Origin of the sequence: Panacibacter ginsenosidivorans (genome assembly GCF_007971225.1) — a bacterium.
GTDB lineage: Bacteria > Bacteroidota > Bacteroidia > Chitinophagales > Chitinophagaceae > Panacibacter > Panacibacter ginsenosidivorans.
On the sequence record NZ_CP042435.1, the window covers coordinates 3645251 to 3666323 of the forward strand.

The following is a 21073-nucleotide window of genomic DNA, read 5'->3' on the forward strand; positions in this document are numbered from 1 at the left end:
TGAGCGGCAAAAATAAGCTGTGCAGTTATTTTTTCAAGTATTGTTTTTGCACTAAGAAGTTTTTGTGCCCATCTTAATAAAATGAATGAAGCTTTTCTTGCGTCGCACACTTATACTACTGAACGTGTTGCATCTTTTTTAGCTATTAATTTTATGCTGCCTAAGTTCCAAAACTAACATCTGTAAACCCTTCCTTATCTTTGCCAAAACAGTGAATATGTACATAGAACAACTATATACCGGTTGCCTTAGTGAAGCAGCTTATTACATAGAAAGCAAGGGTGAAGCAGCGATTATAGACCCGTTGCGTGACATTGAAGATTACCTGCAAATGGCAGAAGAAAGAAAAAGCAAGATCAAATATATATTTGAAACACATTTTCATGCAGACTTTGTAAGCGGTCATATTGATCTTAGCAAAGCTACCGGTGCGCCAATTATTTATGGTCCAAATACAGAGGCCGGTTTTCAAATACACTTAGCAAAAGACGGAGAAATATTTAAACTAGGCGATGTTTCCATAGAAGTTTTACACACACCAGGCCATACATTAGAAAGCACCTGCTATCTTTTAAAAGATGAAAAAGGAAAAGAGCATGCAGTGTTTACGGGTGATACACTTTTTGTGGGCGATGTTGGCCGCCCTGATCTTGCACAAAAAGGCGCAACCGTTACCATGGATGATCTTGCAGGCATGATGTATGAAAGCCTGCAGAAAAAGATAATTCCTCTTGCAGATGATGTTATTGTATATCCTGCGCATGGTCCAGGTAGTAGTTGTGGTAAAAATCTTGGCCCTCAAACCTACAGCACTATTGGTGAAGAGAAGAAAACCAATTATGCATTGCAGCAGCAAAGCAAAGAAGCATTTATAAAAGCAGTAACAGACGGGCTTGCAGCGCCACCACAATATTTTCCTGTAAATGCAAAGATCAATAAAGAAGGTTATTCAAGTCTCGATGCCGTGATGGAAAAAGCATTACAGCCGTTAACTGTAGAAGCTTTCAAAGCCATTGTTGATAAGGAAGAAGCTATTATTCTTGATACAAGACATGCAGACGAATTTGTTAACGGGTTTGTGCCTGGCAGTATATTCATAGGTCTCGAAGGTCGCTTTGCAGAATGGGCAGGAAGTCTTTTGCCTTTTGACCAGGAAATAGCACTTGTAACGGAACCCGGCAAAGAAAAGGAAACCGCTACAAGGCTTGCTCGTGTTGGATTTGAAAAATTTGCAGGTTACCTTGAAGGAGGTTTTGAAGCATGGAAAAAAAGTGGCAATACAGTTGACATAATTATAGATGTTGCCCCGGATGAACTGGCGATGGATATTCCTTTTGATAACCATCTTGTCGTGTTAGATGTGCGTAAAGAACCCGAGTTTGCAGATGGTCATGTAAAAGATGCGGTAAACCTTCCTTTAAATGATCTTGTTGATCCCGGCAGCATGGCCAATATAAACGACACTGACAATCTTTATGTGCATTGTGCAGGTGGTTATCGCAGTGTAATTGCGTGTTCTATGTTAAAGCGGCAGGGCATTCATAATATCCGCAACATCACCGGCGGATGGGCTGCAATAAAAGAAGAGAAAAAAATAAAAACAGAAAAGGAAAAGAGTGTATTGAATTAATACGGGGATGTGCAGATTTGTAAATGTGTGAATGATTTTATGAGCCAAACTTTGAAATAAATATTGAACTTCTGTTGCGTCGCACTCTTTTACTGAAGAATCTTGAATGATCAATCTTTTTTTTTAAAACTGCGCTGATTATAAGCGCAGTTTTTATTTCTATTGTTTTATAAATTTTAGTGAAACGATTTGTTTTCCTTTATCTTCAACAATCAAATAATAGGTACCTGCAGTCAATTGTTGAACATCCCAATTATATACATCATTAACTGAATTGGCTTTACCTTTAATGTTTCCTGTTATATCTGCTATCACAAGACTTTTTGCTGACCCCAAACCTTTCACCACAAGTAAACGCTGTACGAGATTAGGAGTAATTTTTATTGCAGTTGTCTCATTGAAATCAACTTTAATAATCGAAGAATAAATAAAATGATTGTCTGCATCTACCTGTTTTAAACGATAATAGTTAGTACCTGCTTTCGGTTTGATATCCGTAAAACTATAATACTGTAAAGTATTACTGTTACCCTTGGATTTGATTTGGCTGATCTCAAAAAAGGTATTGCCATCAATACTTCGTTGAACGGAAAAGTAATTGTTGTTTTGTTCAGATTTTGTTTGCCAGGTAAGTAAAGCTTTATGGTCGATTTTTGACACTGTAAAGTTTTGTAATGAAGTGGCAAGAACAATTTCGTTACTATAACGAGCTAATGCAAATTTGCCATTGTAGTGATGCAAATTTTGTGATGAACCTCCAATGACAATTTTTTTATCGGGTTGAATCGCAAGTGAATTTAAGTATTCATTTCTTTCAGGGATCGTTGCAACTACTTTACCAAAAACGCCAAAAGAAGAATCTAATATTCCCTTGCTTGAATACCTTGCTAAAATAAAGTCTTTGTTAGACGATTCCGTTTCGGCTGTCCCTCCTGCAATAAACTTACCATCGTTTTGCAGAATAATTTTTTGAGAATACACATTAAGCCCTGAAAATGAAGAAATTGATAACCCATTTTCTCCAAAAGAAGAATCTATTGTGCCATTGTTATTTAGCTGCAAAAAACTGGCATTCCAATGACCAAAACTTACACCAGAACAGCCTAAAAGAATTTTTTTATCTGTAGTAAGCACGGAAGATGATACTTCGGATATTATGTTGGGAAAGCTTTTTTTAAATACTCCATTTGTTGCAAAGGAGGAATCAATAGCACCGTACATATTATAACGAATAACAACAGGTTGTGGGAGTGAATCATCGTAATAGGGTTCAAAGCCCGATACAATAATTTTTGAGTCATCTTGGATAAGAAGCGAAACTCCGTAAGTCAGATTTCTAAAAGTAGTTATTACTTTACCTTCATGCCCAAAGCTTGAGTCTATGTGCCCCTCCGAAGTTACTCTTACTGTAACTATAGCTGGTTCAGTTTCATTCAGAAATCTATACCCGGAAAGTAATATCTTTTCGTCTTTTTGAATTGCTATTGAAGTACAGTAATCCCAACCTCCAAAATCTATTAATGATTTACCATTTTCGCCAAACGTTGAATCAATTATACCTGATTCGCTATAACGTAGTACGGCAAAGTCAGCATCGGTTTTGGTCGAACCTGCTACCAATATTTTTTTGTTTGGTAGTATTTCAACGCATTTAGCAACATCGTCTGATCTTGAGCCTATATCAGTATGTATTAAACCATTAACTCCAAAAGAAAGATCGAGATTACCGTTAGGTAAGTATCTTGCTAAGGCAAAATCTCTGTGATTAAAGCCATCGAATATAGTTATTGAACCAACAGCAAGTATGTTGTTATTGTCTAATAATTTAATGGAATAACACACATCATCTTCCCCAAAGTCAGACATAACAAAACCATTGTTACCAAAGGTTTTATCAAAGGCAATTTGGCTATAACTTTTTTCTACTAAAACTAAAAACAGGGTTGATAAAAAAATAAAGGTTAACTTTTTGAAGATGGTTTTCAGAAGGCTTGGGTACATGTAATTTAGTTTTTAAGTTGTTAGATTGAGTTATTTCAAATATACAACTTTAAAGTAGCGTATTTAAAAGCAATAAATAACGCCAAAAAAACACTTCTATAAATGTTTAAATAGCCTTTTGAAGTTTCTTTGGGAATTTATCTACCAAAACAATTTTCAAAATGCCTTATAATTCTTTGGAATATTAATTTAATGCTAAATAAAGATGTGTAGTACAAGTGAGTGACACAACAGGAGTTTATTAGCAGCACTACAGCTTGCTTCAAAAAATTACCTTAATACCATTTGCCTGTCTGCATCCAATCTTACAAGAATAAAAATTAATACAGTAAAAGTTAGTAATGAAGAACCGCCGTAACTTATCAATGGCAGCGGTATACCAATAATTGGGAAAAGACCAATGGTCATACATACATTAACAGCGATATGAAAAAAGATAATGCTCGCTATTGAGTAAGCATATACACGGCTGAATGTACTGCGTTGCCGCTCTGCAATAAATATTATTCTGAATAGCAATAGAAAATATAATCCAAGAAATATTAAACAACCTGTAAAACCAAATGCTTCGCCCAAGGAAGTAAAAATAAAATCTGTATGCTGTTCCGGAACATACTTGCCGCGTGTTTGCGTGCCTTTTAAAAATCCTTTTCCAATGATCCCACCTGAGCCAATGGCAATCTTGCTTTGACGCACATTATAATCATCGGGCTTGGTTACTTTTTTGTCATTCGCCTCGCTGATCTTTGCACTGCGGTTCTGGCTGCAATCATAATCTTTACCCACCATGCTATAGATACGTTGCGCCTGGTAACACTGAAAAACATTATTGAAAACATAAGGCACCGCAAAGCGCTGTATGCCTACAGATAAACCCCACACTGCAATGATTAATATAAGCATGCCGCGGTTTCTTTTTATTTGCCAACGCAGGAAATAAATAAAGCCCGCAGCGATAACCGTTAAAATAATAGCCAGTGTATTTGGCTCCATTACAAGTGTTGCTACAACCAGTGCACCTACAGAAAAACCAATGATAAGGATAATGCCAGGCAAACCTTCCCTATACATAACAATAAAAAAACTGGAATAGGCTAATGCAAGACCTGTTTCATTTTGCATAATAGAAAGCATGGCCGGCGACAAAGCAATAGCAGCAGCAATAACCTGAGATTTTGTCTTTGTAAAATCAAGATCAAGCTGTGATAAATATTTTGCCAATGCAAGTGAAGTAAAGATTTTACAAAGCTCTGCCGGTTGCAGGTTAAAGCCACCGCCTAATGGTATCCAGCTTTTAGAGCCATTAATGTCTTTGCCTATTACAAAAGTTAAGAACATCAACCCAATGCCAAATACATAAAACAAGTTGGCAAACGCGGTATACAATTTACTATCGCTGAGTAAAATGAAAATAGCAACAATAGCACAAATACCTGCAAACAATAACTGCTTACTATAATTAGTGTTAAAAGAAATAAAAGAAGAAAAGGTAAAAGTATCAGGGTTATATTCTACCATAAAAATGCAAAGTATACCAATAGCAACTAATATAGCGTAAAGCCATACCACCAGCCAGTCAACACCTTTCGAAATAGGAGATATATTAGCCATTACCTTTTATTGGTTTCTTTAATTGTTTTTCTTCAGGTTTAACAGCAGGGCCTGTTTTTTTGATCGTATCTGTAGTGTCAGAATCCTTGCCATTTGGATCTGCTTCCGGATCGAATGTGTGCTTACGGTTGTCGTTGGTATTTTCAAAAACAGGAGCTTTATCTGCGTCAATCTGTTTAGCCAGTTTGGCAAGTTTTATAGAATCCTGTTTTGCGTACCACTGTTTAATCGCAACAGGTATAAGATCTGCTTTTGAAATGCGTTCTACTTCCGGTAACCGTTTTGCAGAAATAGTATCGTTTAGATATTTTTCCATCATGAGAGACCCGATAGGTGCTGCCCATGTAGCACCGAAGCCGGCATTTTCAACAACTATTGCAATAGCAATTCTTGGATTTTCTTTTGGTGCGAAAGCCACAAAAAGTGAGTGGTTCTTTCCATGAGGATTTTGTGCGGTACCGGTTTTTGCGCAAATATCTATACCATCAATTCGGGCTATCATGGCAGTACCTGATACTGTTACATCAAGCATAGCAAGCTGAACAGCTTCGAAGTCTTCATCTGATATATGTGTTACCTGGTGTTTGCGCCTGTATTTACCTACAAATACAGAATCTGCAACTGTTTCATTTTCTATACTGTCAACAAAATGTGGTGTGTAATAATATCCTTTATTAGCGATAAAACACATGACGTTTGCAAGTTGTAAAGGTGTTGCCAGCATTCTGTCCTGGCCTATGCCCAGCGTTAATATATTGCAACTGTTCCAGCGTGTTCCACCAAAATCTTTATTGTATCTTGATGTATCGGGAATATTTCCTTTGTCTTCACTCGGCAGATCGACATCCAGCCTTACACCCATTCCAAAAGCATTCATATATTCTTTCCATTTTAAATAACCTTCCTGCGGACTTTTATATGCAGGATTATCAATAGCCATTCTAAATACCTGGGAGAAATACGAGTTACAGGAGTGTGCCAATGCTAGTCTTAAAGAAGCAGCATGGCCTGCATCATGATGCTCGCATTTTACAGGGCGGCCACATGCATAATAGGCGCCACCGCAACCATAGCCATAAGAAGGTGTTATCAATCCTTCATCCAATGCAACCAATGCACCCATTGGTTTAAAAGTAGAGCCTGGAGGATACTGCCCTTTTATAGCACGGTTCAATAATGGCCTTGATGTATCTAAAAATAATTGGCTGAAATTTTTTCTTCGTTCTGAACCTGTAAGCAGATTAGGATTATAACTTGGGCTTGTTGCCATTGCTAATATTCCTCCTGTTTTAGGATCAATAGCAACAGCACTGCCTATTTTGTTGCCCAATAATTTTTCTGCAAGCTGTTGCAGTTCTACATCCATGCTGGTATAAAGATTTCTCCCCGCTACAGCAGCAGTATCGTACATGCCGTTTTCATAAGAGCCCTGTATCCGGTTTTTATTGTCGCGTATATAACGCTTTACGCCACGTTCACCCATAAGTACGGGTTCATATTTGCTTTCAAGACCTGTTAAACCAGCATAATCACCCATTTCATAACCTTCTTCTTTATGCCTGCGCAAATAACTGGTATCAACTTCACCAATATATCCAAGTACATTACCTGCTGCACTGTATGGGTAAGATCGCACAGGCCTTTCCTGTAAAACAAAACCCGGAAATTTATACATGTTCTCATTCAACCTTGCATAAGTATCAGGGCTCACCAAAGCTGCAAAAGCACTGGGTTTATAAGACGTATTTTTCAGAATGGCAGTAAGCATTCTTTTTCTAAACTCCGCAGTATCAATTGAAAGAATTTTACACAATGCAGCAGTATCGGTACCTTTTATTTGGTTAGGCGTAACAACAAGATCATACATGATGGTGTTCTCGAGTACCGCACGTTTTTTACGATCGTAAATTATACCCCTGTCAGGATAAACCACTTTCCTGAAAATAGCATTATTTTCCGCCTGTATTTTCAGGTCAGTAGAAAATAGTTGCAGGTGTAGCAACTGACCTATAATTACAAGAAAAATAGCAATGAAAATTAATTGAATTACCCTGCTCCTCGACTGATTATATACCGGCATATATGTATGAGATGAAAGATATGATTACCTGTGCAAAATTGCTGATTGTTTACAGACATCAGCATAAAATTCAACAAAAAATTTTATTAACAACGTATGAAGTAACATTCAATTTTATAAGAATAGTTAACATTATATATAAATATTTTTTTGAACCCTGCTCTATAACTGATATGAAGCTTTCGTTGCGTCGCACTCTTGTACGTTTTGTACTAAGCTCAGCAAGTGAAAAGAAAGAATAGACTAAATAATTTTTTATTATATTTCTAAGTACTGTATTGCTTTTCTTAATTTCTTTTATCAAGTCCCCATGTAAGTTTACTGCGAAGTGTAGAAAGGAAATTATTTTCATTGAGCCGTAAAAGGCTTATAGAAAATTTTTCTTTTTTTACTGCCAGCTGAATTTCTTTATCTACAATCTCACGTCTTGCGTCCATAGCACATATTATTTGTTCTGCCCTGCCTTCTATTTCAAAAGAAATAACATTGCTATCGGGCACAACAATTGGTCTTACGTTTAAGTTGTGTGGCGCCACCGGAGTTATTACAAAACTTGAAGATTCGGGGAAGACAATTGGTCCGTTGCAACTCATATTATAGCCCGTAGAACCAGTTGGTGTAGCTACAATTACACCGTCGCTCCAATAAGTATTAAGAAATTCTCCATTGAGATAAGTATGTACTTTTATCATAGGAGAAGTATCTCTTTTATGAATGGCGAATTCATTTAATGCAAAAGGGGTTTCACCAAACAAAGGAATGCTTGCATCTAAATGTATGAGTGTACGTTTATCAATTACATAAGTACCGGCTATAAGCGCTTCTACAGCTACTACCAGTTCTTCTTTACCAATGCCTGCAAGAAAACCAAGTCTTCCAAAATTAACGCCCAGTATGGGAATGTTTTTATCTCGTACTAATGTTACCGCATCTAATATGGTTCCATCACCACCGAGGCTTATGAGACAATCAACGGTTTTGTCTAATTCATTTGAGTGAGAAAAAAGCGTAATGCCCTTGGCATCTACCTCAAGATTATAGGCTGCAAGTGAATCTAACAATAAAATATTGATATCGTGTTTTTGTAATGCGTTTAACAGTATGATCAATTGTGCTTTGAGGTCATGGTCTAAACCACGGCTGTAAATAGCTACTTTCATTTTGTAAATTTAAGATGCGCCTTTAATAACTGGTAGTAAAATTATTTTCACCCTTTGTAAAAAAGTACTGAATAAATTACCGTGATACTGATCTTGCCAAATGAAAGAATAAGGCGTAAAAGTGTGCGACGCAAGAAAAGCAAAATAGTAATAAAAAGCCGGGTACATAATTTTTTAGAAATCTGTGCGCACATGGAAAAAAAGACCATTACCACCTAACTGGTTAAAGCTGTATTCGAATTTTAGTACAATATCATAAGACGGGATCACCACATCGACACCAAAGCATTCTGTATATAAAAACTTATTGCTGAGCAGGCTGTTGCCCGGTGTTTTACTGTAGGTATACCCCAGATCTTCTCCTGCTTTTATAAAAAATCGTAAGGGTATTGAAATGGTTTTTTTTGTCTCGGGAGGAGTTCTAAGTGTTGTTGAAAATATTTCTCTGCGAAAAGTAACCCTGCTCATAATGCCAGCCACGCCATCTGTTACATAATATTCAAGACCGCGAAGGTAAGCATCTCCATATCCAAATAGTTGCTGGTTAACGAAAGGCTGGTCAAATGGGAATTTTATGATGCCGGAGCTTTGCAGGTATAACTGCATTTTTTTTGTGACAGGTACGGTGTAATTAGTGTGATACTGTAACTGTGTCAGATTCATAGCTGAATTAAAAAAGCCCTTCCTTATGATAGACGCATCTGCAATAAAACCTTTTGTAGGGTAAGCATTATAATCTGCATTAAAATATTGCACCGTGTAAGAAAGCTCAGGATAAGAAATTAAACTTTTGCTACCCGGATAATAATTGGGATTTAATTGGATTATTGTATCGTTTATCCGATTATTTACATAAGCGAGTTTAAGTGAATGCCTTGTTTTTATGGCAGGTCTGTAGAGATAGGCAACTTCTGCCCGGATGCCCTGCATTACAAATTTATCCTGCTTATAAAAGGCCTGTTTGCTTTGGTCAGTGCGAAAATTAAGTTCGCGCTGACGCGAAAAATTGAAAGCAACACTAAAGCCTCTTTTTAGCGAATTATCGGCAAAAGGTTGCTCATATTTGGCCTGCACCTGATTGCTGTATCCTGAAATAAGATTAATGGCTAGTTTATCATTACGGCCACTAACATTATTCTGCATAAACTTTATGCCATAGTTGGTTCGATTGAGACTGGCCTTCTGCTCTACCCACCATTGGTTAAAATTGCGGTCGACTAGTTTAAAATAGGGTAGAGGAAAGAGGTACCAGCGTTCCTTAACATCAATGTTTATAAAAACCAGATCGTTTTGCCTCTTGTATATGTATGCCGCAACTGTTGTAAAAAGAGCGGTATTAGTAACCTGTTGCTGTGCAAGAGTAAGGAGTTGTTTCAGCTCGTTATATCTTATGTATTGTCCTTGTTTAAAAGGTATTTCCCTATCAACTATGTAAGGTTTAGTTTTCTTGTTGCCATGTACAGATACATCAGCAATAAGTACAAGCGAAGTATCATTTTCACTTTTTGTAATGCTGTTTAATAACGCGCTGATTCCGGTGGTATCCTGTTGAACCGGTTGGTAAGCCTGCGCAGATGCAAACATATACAGGCAGCTACATATCCAAACCAGTATTATACGTTTGCAGAAATTCATCAATAATAGTTCCCGGTTGTTGGTGAGCGGTAAAAATAGAGTATTGTATTGTTTTGACGAATGAATGTTAACTTTTTAACAAACAGCACAGGCTTTGACTAAAAAATTAATGATACAGCAGTTATATTTTAAGATAGGTCATAAGCAGATCGTAATTTTCCTTTAATTCATTTTCATATTCTTCTTCTCCAAAATAATACCGTACAACATAATCGTAGCGTTGCAGAGTGGCAATGATATCGGATATTTCAATCCTGTTGATCTTGATAGTAACGATAAAGAAACCGGTTGTATTTTCTGTGTAGGTATTTAATTGTGTAATAAAAGCATTATTTGTTTCTATAAGTCTTGAAATCTCTCCAAAGGAAAAATTGCGCTTATCCATTTCCAGCACCACCATTGCTCCAGGTTCTTCAACGTTTAAAAAGGACGCTAATACCTGTATAAGTGTCTTTCTTCTGATGCATCCCGTAATTTCACCACTACGACTGATTACAGGTATGATGGAAACATCAAATCGGCCCGCAATTTTCAGTGCTGCGAGAAAGTGCTCTTCAGGGAACACAGATGCTACAATAAAATGGGTTTGTATACTGCTTAGTGTGTCGGCTTCGTTTGCATCAAGCAGGTCATCTTTACTTACGATGCCGACAAATTTTTCTTCGGCAGATATTACGGGAAGATGAAGAATGTCATAGTCATCCATTAACTGTAAGGCAAAGACAACTTTATCTGTTAACGTAAGTAAAGGAAATCCCGATTCTATAATTTGTGATACCAGCATGTATTAAATGTTGCAGCTATATGACAAAAAAACTCACGCAATTGTTGCAGCAGGGTGTTTGAGTTTAGTAAGAAACTGTTCAAGTATTTTATTGAACTCTCCTGGTACTTCCATCATAGGGGCGTGGCCACATTTATCAATAAAAAAAAGTTCACTGTTTGGAATAAGATTATTAAACTCTTTAGCAACAAATGGTGGAGTTATTGTATCGTTATTTCCCCATATAAGTAATGTTGGCTGGTTAATCTGATTTAATTCTTCGCCAAGATTATTACGAATGGCACTTTTAGCCAGCGCAATAATCTTTATAACTTTAAGTCTGTTATTGCAAATCTCGTATACTTCGTCAACCAGTTGCCGTGTGGCTGTTGCGGGATCGTAAAATGTAAGTTCAGTTTTGCGTTTTATATATTCGTAGTCCCCGCGCTTTGGATAACTGTCTCCCATTCCGTTTTCAAAAAGACCTGAACTGCCGGTAAGCGTAAGAGACTTAATTCTTTCCGGGTGTTTTAGAACGTGCACGAGGGCTACGTGCCCTCCTAAAGAATTGCCTAACAGGTGAATATTATTATAACCACGTAGCTCAATGAATTTATGAACGTGTTTTTGCAAACCACCTACAGATGTATGAAATAGATCTAAATCAAATAAAGGCAATATAGGCACTACTACTGTATATGATTTTTTGAAGTGCTCTATCAGATCCATGAAATTGCTTAACGCACCAAACAATCCATGCAGCAATACCAGTGGTTCTCCTTCACCCTCTTCAATGAACCTGAACTTATCAATTTGTTTTACCTCGTAATTCATCGGCTGTTTTTTCCTGCAAAATTTTTATGATCACTACAAATAAAAAGAAATGAATTGAAAAAACCTGATTATAGCTATTTTATTATTGGTTTTAAATACATGCTAAAATACTTTTTTTAACTGAATATGTGCTTATTATTAAATCATAAGCACATGAGAAGAGGTATTCGAATATTCGCTTACATATTTTAACGATCAACCTTTTTTTTTATCAATTTAATGTTGGCCTTGTACCTGATTTTGGCAATGGTAAGATTTTTTTAATGAAAAAATGTAAAATTTAATTCAAGTATCAGAGAATAAAAACCTGTAAATAAGGAGTTTAAATATAATTTTTAAACTAGTATGTGAAAATTTGAAAGCAACTACTATATAACAATAAAGTATCTTAATACTCTGTGTTATCTTTGCCTGCCTGCAATAAAAAGAGATTGACAGGCGTTCTTTTGTTTCAATCCAAAATTCTTAATCATTGAAAAACTATGAAAATGAAGAAACTGGTTATTATTTGTGCGGTTTGTTTATGTGGGTTCAGTTCTATGGCGCCAGCGGATATAAATTCCGGAGATAAAAAATTTGCATCACTTTTACCGTCTTTATCTGATGAAGGTGCGGCCGTTTCTCAATGGATAGATTTTGTTTACAACTCCCTTCAATTAGACTCATTAGGCCTCCAGAAGAATGTTTTTTTCTACGCCTGTAAAGGTTACGAATACCTTTTAAGTCAACAAAAACTACAGAAGACTTCTCTGCTTACAATATGTGATTACACGCAAAGCAGCACTCATAAAAGGCTTTATGTAATTGATATGGAAAAAAGAGAAGTGCTTTACAACACCTATGTATCGCATGGCAAAAATTCAGGTAATGAATTTGCAACAAGTTTTTCCAATAAGGCAGATTCTCATAAAAGCTCGCTTGGTTTTATGATAACTGGTAATACCTACATAGGCAGAGCTGGTTATAGTATGTGTTTTGACGGCATTGAAAAAGGCATCAACAATAATGTAAAAGCAAGGTCAATTGTAATGCATGGCAGCGATTATGTAAATGAAGAGAGGGCTGATGAAGGAAGTGCTATGGGCAGGAGTTATGGCTGCCCTGCGGTACCATATAATGAGCATAGAAAAATAATTGATGCTATAAAAGGCGGTAGTTGCTTTTTTGCATATGCTGACGACAAATTGTATGCGTCAACCTCAGCAATATTAAGTGCCAGATTTAACTGGCCTGTTACAAATTCACCACAGATTCCTGGTAAAGAAAGTATCACCAGTGATTCCAACAATCACGCAAGTCAACTTATAACTGCTACCTTATAAAAGGTTGTAAATGTTACTTACTATAACATGCCAAATTGCTTTAAGTGATGTAAAGCATGTTTATGAATAAGATGTACGTTCTGTTCAAAGTTTAGTTCGCCGAATATTGGATTTTGTGTAATTAAATTTTCATTCCGTGCAAAAGCGGCAAAAAAATGATTTACCTCACTTTCAAGCTCCGCAACCGCTTCCTGCAGCGATGCATTTCTTGTTGCAGCGGGTGTTTCCCCAAGCATAGGGTTTTTTGTATTTTCCCTAAACGGCCTCTCGCTTAACATGAAGACGCGTAATTTTGGCAAATAATCCAGATCTGTAAACAATGGCAGTTTTATTTTACCATTTGCATATCTTGTTGTTTCGCTAAAATGTTCTACCATTTGTTGCGCATTCATAACTCCCCACAAAGGCTTTGTATCCGGACTAATTTTTTTAAATAAAGAGATCATTTCATTTTCCAGAAATTCGAGTTTAACTGTATTCATGCGTGTTATAATTTTTATTGTGTGCTGTAGTACTACATGGTATCACCTGTTGTGTCACTCACTTGTACGTTCGGATTAATTATCAGCAATCATTAGCTGACCTATGATAAAAGTGTACAAGAGTGCGACGCAACCAATGCTTAATTGAAAAATCAATTGTTTGGATCATAAAAATTTAAATTGATCCACCTTCTACAAGCATTGATCCTATAATTAATTCCTGTGGTTGTATATTGCCTGACAAACATTCCATCATACGTGCAAAAGCAAGCCTGCCCAGTTTGTCTCCGCTTGTTTCAATATAGGTTATTTCAGGGTAATACCATTTTGGCATAATTCCATTGCTTAGGGCAACGATAGCTATATTTTCAGGCACTTTCAACTGAAGCTGCTGTATAGCTTTCATTACACCAATCAGGATTTCATCACTCATGCAGAAAATAGTATCGGGTTTATTTTTTTTATTTAAATAAAATAGCGTTTTTTCATAAGCTTCTTCAAAACTCAATGCAAAATCTATGTCAAGGTTTGCAGAAGTGTTGGCTTGTTCGAAAGCCTCGATAAAAGCCGGTAACCTTTTTTGAGTTATGGAAATACTTTTGTTCCCGAAGAAACTTAGCACGTTTTTTTTATGTTTTTGAATAATAAGATCAGCGGCCATTTTTGCTGCTGCTGCATCTGCTATACATACCTTATTGCAGTTTTCATAAGGAGGTACTTTGTCAAAAAAAATAAGTGGTATTTCTGATTCTGCCAGTTTTAAGAACGCAGAAATATCTTTTGTGTTTGGTGTTATGCAGGCAAACACTCCTGTAACACGATTATGCCTGCATATTTTAATATTACTGATCTCTGTTTCTGTATCATCACCTGATTGAAGTATTAGTAAAGTGTAATTATTTTTTCTGCATTCCTCTTCTATTGATGAAATAAATGTATCGTAGAAGTAATATGATATAGATGGTACAATAAGCCCTAATATTTTGCTGTTATTCGTTCGCAAATTGATGGCATACGCGTTGGGTTCATATTCGAGTGCGGCAGCAAGTTCAATTACTTTTTGTTTGGTTCTTTCTGAAATATCAGGATGGTTTTTAAGTGCTCTTGAAACTGTGGATATACTTATGTCTAATATTTGAGAAATTTTTTTTAAAGTGGTATTTTGACTCATGCGACAAGTATGATAATTGAAGATACAGTATTACTCAGGCACTGACAGCAGGGATTTACCAGGATACTTTGTTATCCTTTTTATACTGCGAAGGGGTTTTATGGATAATGGTTTTGAACACTTTATTGAAGTATGCAACATTATTAAACCCGCAATCGAAACTTATCTCTGCAATTGTCTTTTCCTGTTTCATCATTATGCAAGCGCGGTGTATGCGGTATTGATTAATAAAATCGGTATATGTGAAGCTCATTAATTTTTTGAAATAATTACAAAAAGATGGAACTGATAAATTAGCAATGGAAGCTGCTTTTTTAATATCGATGTCTTCATTGTAATGTTTTTCAACATAATTGAGTATATCCTGTAGTCTTCCATTATTCTTTCTTGTTAATTGCGACAATACGGAGGATGGATTAAGCAATTCATATTCTTCAGTTAGGGCCATACTATGTAAAACTTTCAGTAGCTCTAAAAATTTTTCAAATGGGGGAAGTTTTAAAAGCTTTTGTAATTTTTTTGTTATATCTGCTTTTGCAGATCCTTTGAAAGAGATACCATATTTAGATTTTTCAAGTAATGGAGCAAAAGAGGCCATTTCAGGTCTCGGTAAGACAAGGTTTTTTAAAACATCTTCTTTTATTTGTATTACAATTTCTTCGTGTATGCCATGTGCATTTAAGCCAAATCCTGCATGTGGCAAGTTGGGCCCAATAAATACAAGATCGCCTTGTTCATAATTACTGAAATGGTTGCCTACATGACGTGTTCCACCTCCTTTTAATACACATACAATCTCATATTCAGGGTGATAGTGGTATTGCCAGGGAAATTGTTCTGCTTTTGCTTTTGTATGCAGCAATCTGAATGAACTGCCTTCATCGGGAAGGATAATTTCGCATTCAACATTCATTTAAATTATCGTTAGGCTTTCAAATATATATGAATACTACTTAATGTAGTAGAAGAAAATAGTAATATGGATGAATATTTTTATTTTTAAAAAAATCATTTTTGCTGTGCTTATGTAAATATGGAAATCGAAAGCGGGTAGGCGTTTTTTATAATTAACTGTTTTACAAGGTATCGATTCTCATAATTCTATACTTATTCAGTTTTCTTAGAACTTAGAGGGTTAAGGTAATGATGCTGGAATCTGTAATTGGAGTAGACATAGAGTAAGATTAGATATTTTGGATTTCAAAAGCATTACTGTTTTTAAATTTTCCACAGCAAACATTTTCGCAAACGTTTGCGGGATATTGATGTTTTTTAATGAATATTTTTTCCAATTTAAATGATTGTAATTTTCGAAAATTGTTTGAGTTTTATATTACGAAAGGGTGTACGGATTTTCTGAATTTTATTAGTTACTAGCTTAAATTTGAACTATATTTTTGAAGTGCTTCCATAAAAAATATTTGTGCAGCCAAACGGAAAAAAAGTTGTCTTATATATTTCGGGGATATTCACATGGAATTTTTTTATAAAATAAATTGTGTAAAATTTACACAGATTACCTATTTTTAACAAATTAAACTGCTTGTTATTATGACTACAACTCGATTGCTAAGAGTACTTCTCTTATGCCCGCTGTTTATGTTAATTCTACAGCAATCATGGGCACAAAACAAAACTGTTTCAGGTAAAGTTTCAGATGAAAAGGGTAATCCAATATCGGGTGCTTCTGTTCTTGCTAAAGGGACAAATGTAGGAACTGCAACAGATGCGTCTGGTAGCTTTTCCTTAAACGTACCATCTTCAGCTTCTGTACTAGTGATCTCTTATGTTGGTTACGTTTCTCAGGAAGTAAGTATTTCTTCTACACAAAATGTTACGGTGATGCTACAACCGGAAAGCAGCTCACTTAGTGATGTTGTGGTAGTTGGTTATGGTACTGCACGTAAGAAAGATTTAACCGGTGCAGTTGCATCAGTAAAGGAAAAGGACTTTAATAAAGGTGTTATTACGGCTCCTGATCAGTTAATTCAAGGTAAGGCCGCAGGTGTTCTTGTAATTAATAATTCAGGACAACCTGGCGGTTCCACAACTATTAGAATTCGTGGTACTTCTTCAATAAGATCCGGGAATCAACCCTTGTTCGTCATTGATGGAGTTCCTTTGTCAGGTGGGTCTGCACGGCCTGGCGCAACTGGAGGGGACTTTGGTAGTGATGGCGGCAATCCTCTCGCCTTTATCAATCCCAGTGATATTGCCAGCATGGAGATTCTGAAAGACGCTTCTGCTACAGCGATATATGGTTCAAGAGGCGCCAATGGGGTAGTACTTATAACTACCAAGCGAGGTAAATCAGGAATTCCACAATTAGATTTAATTGCTTCTTCCGGTATTTCCAACACTTTAAAAAAGTTAGAAGTATTGACAGGAGACGAATACAGAAGTGCGTTAAATAAGTACAATTTAACCAGTGGAGATTATGGCCAAAGTGAAGATGCATGGGATGCTATTTCCAGAACTGCATTAACACAGAACTATAATATCGCTATTGGAGGCGGTAATGAAAATGGAAGATACCGTCTTTCAGCTGGTTATTTAGATCAGCAGGGTATAATTGAAACGTCTGAACTAAAAAAAATAACAGCAAACTTAACTAGTAGCTTTAAATTTTTAGATAGTAAAAAGCTTGGCTTAGACATTAATGTGTTAGTAACACAGACAAATGAAGATATTGCACCAGTTTCATCCTTTGTTGGATTTACCGGAAATGTAATAGCCCAAGCTTTGCAATGGAATCCTACTTTAAAAGTAAGAGATGGTGATTCAATAACCTATTTGGGAGGAACTACTATTAATCCACTGGCTTCACTGGAATATTATAAAGACAAAGCAAATGTAAATACTATTATAGCAAGCATATCTCCGTCTTATAAAATTACCAAAGAGTTGGAATATAAATTCATCTATAGCGTTAATCGTCAGGTTGGTGTAAGAAAAGGTTATGCAAACCGATTATTGAACCTACAGGGTATTCAGGACAGAGGTACAGCATTTATTGCAAATAATGAACAGACCAATCAACAAATTACCAATACACTGAACTTTAATAAAGAAGTTTCATCCGCATTGAATATTAATGCCGTGATCGGCCATGAATGGCTAATATATGACTCAAGGAGCAATTATGAAAGTGGATACGATTTTAATAATATTGGTTTAAATTATTATGATTATCTACAATATTCAACTTCTTCAGACAGGGCGATCGGTTCTTATTCATCTCCTTCCACAGAACTTCAATCGTTTTTTGCAAGAGCTATTTTAAATTATAAAGACAAGTATTTAGTTACAGGAACTTTTAGGGCTGATGGTTCAACAAAGTTTGGTGAAAATAACAAGTATGGTTATTTCCCATCAGTAGGCGTGGCTTGGAATATAATGAATGAATCTTTTATGAATGGAAATAATATTTTTAATAACCTTAAATTAAGGTTGGGTTGGGGTCAAACTGGTAATCAAGAATTTCCATCCGGAGCTTCTTTGAACAGGTTTTCTTTGGGTCAACAATCCATTTCCCGTACGAATTTTGGAAATCCTGACTTAAAATGGGAGACATCAACTACTAGTAATGGAGGTATTGATTTTGGTTTGTTCAAAGGACGATTGACTGGTTCTGTGGATTATTTCTATAAAAAAACGACCGATGTATTATTTGAAAGAACATTAGCACAACCGGCACCTAATGGAAAAATATGGGTAAACCTGGATGGCTACGTTCTAAATAAAGGTGTTGAGATATCTGTCACTGGTGGCCTCATCAGACAAAGCGATATAAATTGGAATATAACCGGTAATGCTACTTTCCTAAATAATATAGTAAAAGGATTAACGGGCTTTTATGAAACCGGAGTGTTGAGAGGGCAGGGTTTCTCCAATGTTTATGGACAAAGAGTAGTTAGCGGGCAACCATTAAATGTTTGGTATCTTGGAATATTTGAAGGAATTGATAAAACAACAGGGCAAAGTATTTACACAGGCGGGGACCCTTCAGCAAATAAATTTTATGTAGGAAGCCCTAATCCTAAATTCCTGTTAGGCTTATCTACAGACTTTAGCTACAAGAAATTTACAGCAACCCTTAACATGAATGGTTCCTTTGGGCAATACATATTTAATAATACTGAAGCAACTGTACTTGGAATTGGAAATCTTGGAAGCAGGAATGTTGCTAAAAATGTGATAAATTCAGATGTTCAGGAGGCAATTTCAAATGCTCCGGCTCCATCAACAAGGAATCTTGAAAAAGGAAATTATGTAAAAATGTCTAATGCCACACTTAGCTACAGCATTGGTAATTTAGGGAAAGTGATAAAGAACTTAAATATTTCACTAACAGGACAAAACCTTTTTATTATTACAAAATATACAGGGTTTGATCCAGAGGTAAATACGGATGGTGGCTTAGATGGTATTCCATCCCTTGGCATTGATTATGTTCCTTACCCTTCAGCAAGGACGATTATTTTAGGTGTTAATTTCTCATTGTAGTAGTTATATCATATTAAATTTATTTTATGAAACATATTAAAATATTATTCTTTTCATTTCTTATTGGTGCATTTTTCTCCTGTACCAAATTGGATGAAACTTTTAGAAGTGAATTGTCGCAAAACACTTCAGGTAGTGTTACTGCGGGAGAATTATTAATCAATGCTTACAATTCTTTAGGTACATTTCAAACCGGGAATATCTGGCATTTAGAAGAGCATACCTCAGATGAAATATTGGGACCTACCCGTGGTCCCGACTGGGATGATAATGGGCAATGGAGGGCTTTACACGCACACACATGGAATGCAGATCATGGTATTGTGAGTGGCGCATTTAGTGATTTGTTGAGTGCTCAGTTTGCAGCTTCAAATGTTTTGCAATTTAATCCCTCCGCACAACAGGCTGCTGAAGCCAGGTTTATAAGAGCATTAACTGTCTTTTTTGTACTAGATGGTTGGGGGCAAGTCCCTTACAGGGAGGATTTGAATGATTACAGGTTAGATCCTACTACGCTTAAAGGAACAGAAGCTGCCGATTTTGTAATTTCTGAATTGAATGCAATTCTAAATGATCTTCCTGATTCAGGACCAGCGTATACTGCAAATAAGAATGCAGCAAGATTTCTCCTAATGAAAACGTATTTAAATTATGGAGCATTTGCCGACAGAGCAAACCCAAGTTTTGACGCCGGTAACATGAATCAGGTTATAACATTGGCAGATCAAATAATCGGTTCTGGTAAATACGCTCTTAGTGCAGATTACTACGACAATTTTTCTCCGGATAATGATACAAAATCTACTGAAAATATTTTCACACTTTATAATCAGAATGGAGATCGTGGAGGAAATGTTCAAGGTACATGGTTTCAAATATCTCACTATAATATGGATCCGGGTGGATGGAATGGATTTGCTACTCTATCAGACTTTTATGATAAATTTGAACCAACCGATAAAAGGATAGGCGAAGAATATATATATCCAGGTGCACGTCCAAATCCAGGACATAGAAGAAATGTTGGCTTCTTTATAGGACAGCAATACAATCTAACAACAGATGCCGCTTTACAAGATAGAAAAGGCAATCCTTTATCTTTTACTCGTGAAGTTAGCCTTCGTGAAACTGGTAATAACCTTGAGGTAACTGGTATAAGGGCTGTTAAATACGCTTATGATTACAACCATTATAACAGCCAGAATAACAATGATTGGGCACTTTTCAGGTACGCAGATGTATTACTGATGAAGGCTGAAGCACTTTTGAGAACAGGTGATGCTAGCGGTGCATTGGACATTGTTAATTCTCTCCGAACAGCACGTGGTGCATCTAGCCTTACATCTTTGAACGAAGCTAATTTATTGGATGAGAGGGGTAGGGAGTTTTATTGGGAAGGATGGAGAAGACAGGACTTAATTCGTTTTGGAAAATATTTAGATCTGTGGCAGGAAAAAACTGCTGATGATCCTAAAAATCTGTTGTTCCCGATTCCAAGTAATCAGTTAGCGGTTAATGCTAATCTGGAACAGAACCCTGGTTATTAATTCAAATTATTTTTATTTTATATGAGGCTGGCCAACTGGTCAGCCTCTTTTCTGTATAGATAATTTTAATTAAGATATCTCTGAAAAAATGTAGGATAATTCTGGAAAATGGCTTTAAGTATACTCTTACGATGAAAGGATTGCGACGCAACGATGCCTAACCGGAGTTCCTGCGGTTGGGATCAAAATAAAATTGTTTTTTAGCTTTATTTTTTTGTTCCAAAACTCCATATCGTTATTCAACATCGTTGCGTCGCACACTTATACTGCGTTATGCGATTCATCAATGACTTTGCGTAATTGTAAAAAATACCATTTATAAGCACGTATT

The 21073-nt window shown here is 36.2% G+C and carries 14 protein-coding genes; 4 read left to right on the top strand and 10 right to left on the bottom strand.

The genetic code is table 11. The features are described from left to right. The first annotated feature begins 217 nt into the window (after nucleotides 1-217). Nucleotides 218-1630, top strand: coding sequence for an MBL fold metallo-hydrolase (locus FRZ67_RS15305; protein ID WP_147190802.1), 1413 nt, complete (start codon nucleotides 218-220; stop codon nucleotides 1628-1630). A gap of 159 nt (nucleotides 1631-1789) precedes the next feature. Here FRZ67_RS15305 and FRZ67_RS15310 read toward each other — a convergent pair whose 3' ends face one another. From FRZ67_RS15310 to FRZ67_RS15340, 7 genes are all read right to left on the bottom strand, one after another. Continuing rightward, the gene (locus tag FRZ67_RS15310; protein WP_147190804.1) at nucleotides 1790-3631 is read right to left on the bottom strand and encodes a T9SS type A sorting domain-containing protein; all 1842 of its coding nucleotides are present in this window, start codon (nucleotides 3629-3631) and stop codon (nucleotides 1790-1792) included. 270 nt (nucleotides 3632-3901) lie between these two features. Next, nucleotides 3902-5242 carry a rod shape-determining protein RodA gene (gene rodA, locus FRZ67_RS15315; protein WP_147190806.1) on the bottom strand — a complete coding sequence of 447 codons (1341 nt, stop codon included), beginning with the start codon at nucleotides 5240-5242 and terminating at the stop codon, nucleotides 3902-3904. Further along, nucleotides 5235-7322 (bottom strand): penicillin-binding protein 2, encoded by a 2088-nt coding sequence (gene mrdA, locus FRZ67_RS15320; protein WP_147190808.1) that lies wholly within the window; start codon nucleotides 7320-7322, stop codon nucleotides 5235-5237. Before mrdA ends, rodA begins: the two co-directional genes overlap by 8 nt. A gap of 287 nt (nucleotides 7323-7609) precedes the next feature. Then, nucleotides 7610-8482, bottom strand: coding sequence for an NAD kinase (locus tag FRZ67_RS15325; protein WP_147190810.1), 873 nt, complete (start codon nucleotides 8480-8482; stop codon nucleotides 7610-7612). Nucleotides 8483-8656: 174 nt separating this feature from the next. Beyond that, complete coding sequence (locus tag FRZ67_RS15330) at nucleotides 8657-10066, bottom strand: POTRA domain-containing protein (RefSeq protein WP_158638381.1); 1410 nt, start codon at nucleotides 10064-10066, stop codon at nucleotides 8657-8659. A 172-nt stretch (nucleotides 10067-10238) separates the two neighbouring features. Continuing rightward, complete coding sequence (locus FRZ67_RS15335; protein WP_147190814.1) at nucleotides 10239-10901, bottom strand: CBS domain-containing protein; 663 nt, start codon at nucleotides 10899-10901, stop codon at nucleotides 10239-10241. 33 nt (nucleotides 10902-10934) lie between these two features. Next, entirely contained in the window at nucleotides 10935-11714 is a 780-nt protein-coding gene (locus tag FRZ67_RS15340; RefSeq protein ID WP_147190817.1) for an alpha/beta fold hydrolase, read from the bottom strand. Between the two features lie 488 nt (nucleotides 11715-12202). Here FRZ67_RS15340 and FRZ67_RS15345 point away from each other — a divergent pair, with 488 nt between their 5' ends. Then, complete coding sequence (locus FRZ67_RS15345) at nucleotides 12203-13036, top strand: murein L,D-transpeptidase catalytic domain family protein (protein WP_225975354.1); 834 nt, start codon at nucleotides 12203-12205, stop codon at nucleotides 13034-13036. Nucleotides 13037-13056: 20 nt separating this feature from the next. On the opposite strand, the gene FRZ67_RS15350 is transcribed toward FRZ67_RS15345, so the two are convergent. The 3 genes from FRZ67_RS15350 to FRZ67_RS15360 form a co-directional block, all read right to left on the bottom strand. Next, nucleotides 13057-13518: a hypothetical protein gene (locus FRZ67_RS15350; protein ID WP_147190819.1), complete on the bottom strand. Its 462-nt coding sequence runs from the start codon at nucleotides 13516-13518 to the stop codon at nucleotides 13057-13059. Nucleotides 13519-13693: 175 nt separating this feature from the next. Next, the gene (locus tag FRZ67_RS15355; RefSeq protein WP_147190820.1) at nucleotides 13694-14689 is read right to left on the bottom strand and encodes a LacI family DNA-binding transcriptional regulator; all 996 of its coding nucleotides are present in this window, start codon (nucleotides 14687-14689) and stop codon (nucleotides 13694-13696) included. Nucleotides 14690-14744: 55 nt separating this feature from the next. Then, complete coding sequence (locus FRZ67_RS15360; protein ID WP_147190822.1) at nucleotides 14745-15602, bottom strand: AraC family transcriptional regulator; 858 nt, start codon at nucleotides 15600-15602, stop codon at nucleotides 14745-14747. A gap of 686 nt (nucleotides 15603-16288) precedes the next feature. Here FRZ67_RS15360 and FRZ67_RS15365 point away from each other — a divergent pair. Then, nucleotides 16289-19195, top strand: coding sequence for a SusC/RagA family TonB-linked outer membrane protein (locus tag FRZ67_RS15365; RefSeq protein WP_225975355.1), 2907 nt, complete (start codon nucleotides 16289-16291; stop codon nucleotides 19193-19195). Nucleotides 19196-19221: 26 nt separating this feature from the next. Then, nucleotides 19222-20742: a RagB/SusD family nutrient uptake outer membrane protein gene (locus FRZ67_RS15370; RefSeq protein ID WP_147190826.1), complete on the top strand. Its 1521-nt coding sequence runs from the start codon at nucleotides 19222-19224 to the stop codon at nucleotides 20740-20742. Nucleotides 20743-21073: the final 331 nt, after the last annotated feature.

What these genes read in the sequence shown, in the direction of transcription:
- FRZ67_RS15305 (WP_147190802.1), top strand. Translation starts at nt 218, where the DNA reads ATGTACATAGAACAACTATATACCGGTTGCCTTAGTGAAGCAGCTTAT.
- FRZ67_RS15340 (WP_147190817.1), bottom strand. Translation starts at nt 11,714, where the DNA reads ATGAATTACGAGGTAAAACAAATTGATAAGTTCAGGTTCATTGAAGAG.
- mrdA (WP_147190808.1), bottom strand. Translation starts at nt 7,322, where the DNA reads ATGCCGGTATATAATCAGTCGAGGAGCAGGGTAATTCAATTAATTTTC.
- FRZ67_RS15360 (WP_147190822.1), bottom strand. Translation starts at nt 15,602, where the DNA reads ATGAATGTTGAATGCGAAATTATCCTTCCCGATGAAGGCAGTTCATTC.
- rodA (WP_147190806.1), bottom strand. Translation starts at nt 5,242, where the DNA reads ATGGCTAATATATCTCCTATTTCGAAAGGTGTTGACTGGCTGGTGGTA.
- FRZ67_RS15355 (WP_147190820.1), bottom strand. Translation starts at nt 14,689, where the DNA reads ATGAGTCAAAATACCACTTTAAAAAAAATTTCTCAAATATTAGACATA.
- FRZ67_RS15325 (WP_147190810.1), bottom strand. Translation starts at nt 8,482, where the DNA reads ATGAAAGTAGCTATTTACAGCCGTGGTTTAGACCATGACCTCAAAGCA.
- FRZ67_RS15335 (WP_147190814.1), bottom strand. Translation starts at nt 10,901, where the DNA reads ATGCTGGTATCACAAATTATAGAATCGGGATTTCCTTTACTTACGTTA.
- FRZ67_RS15365 (WP_225975355.1), top strand. Translation starts at nt 16,289, where the DNA reads ATGTTAATTCTACAGCAATCATGGGCACAAAACAAAACTGTTTCAGGT.
- FRZ67_RS15330 (WP_158638381.1), bottom strand. Translation starts at nt 10,066, where the DNA reads ATGTTTGCATCTGCGCAGGCTTACCAACCGGTTCAACAGGATACCACC.
- FRZ67_RS15345 (WP_225975354.1), top strand. Translation starts at nt 12,203, where the DNA reads ATGAAGAAACTGGTTATTATTTGTGCGGTTTGTTTATGTGGGTTCAGT.
- FRZ67_RS15350 (WP_147190819.1), bottom strand. Translation starts at nt 13,518, where the DNA reads ATGAATACAGTTAAACTCGAATTTCTGGAAAATGAAATGATCTCTTTA.
- FRZ67_RS15370 (WP_147190826.1), top strand. Translation starts at nt 19,222, where the DNA reads ATGAAACATATTAAAATATTATTCTTTTCATTTCTTATTGGTGCATTT.
- FRZ67_RS15310 (WP_147190804.1), bottom strand. Translation starts at nt 3,631, where the DNA reads ATGTACCCAAGCCTTCTGAAAACCATCTTCAAAAAGTTAACCTTTATT.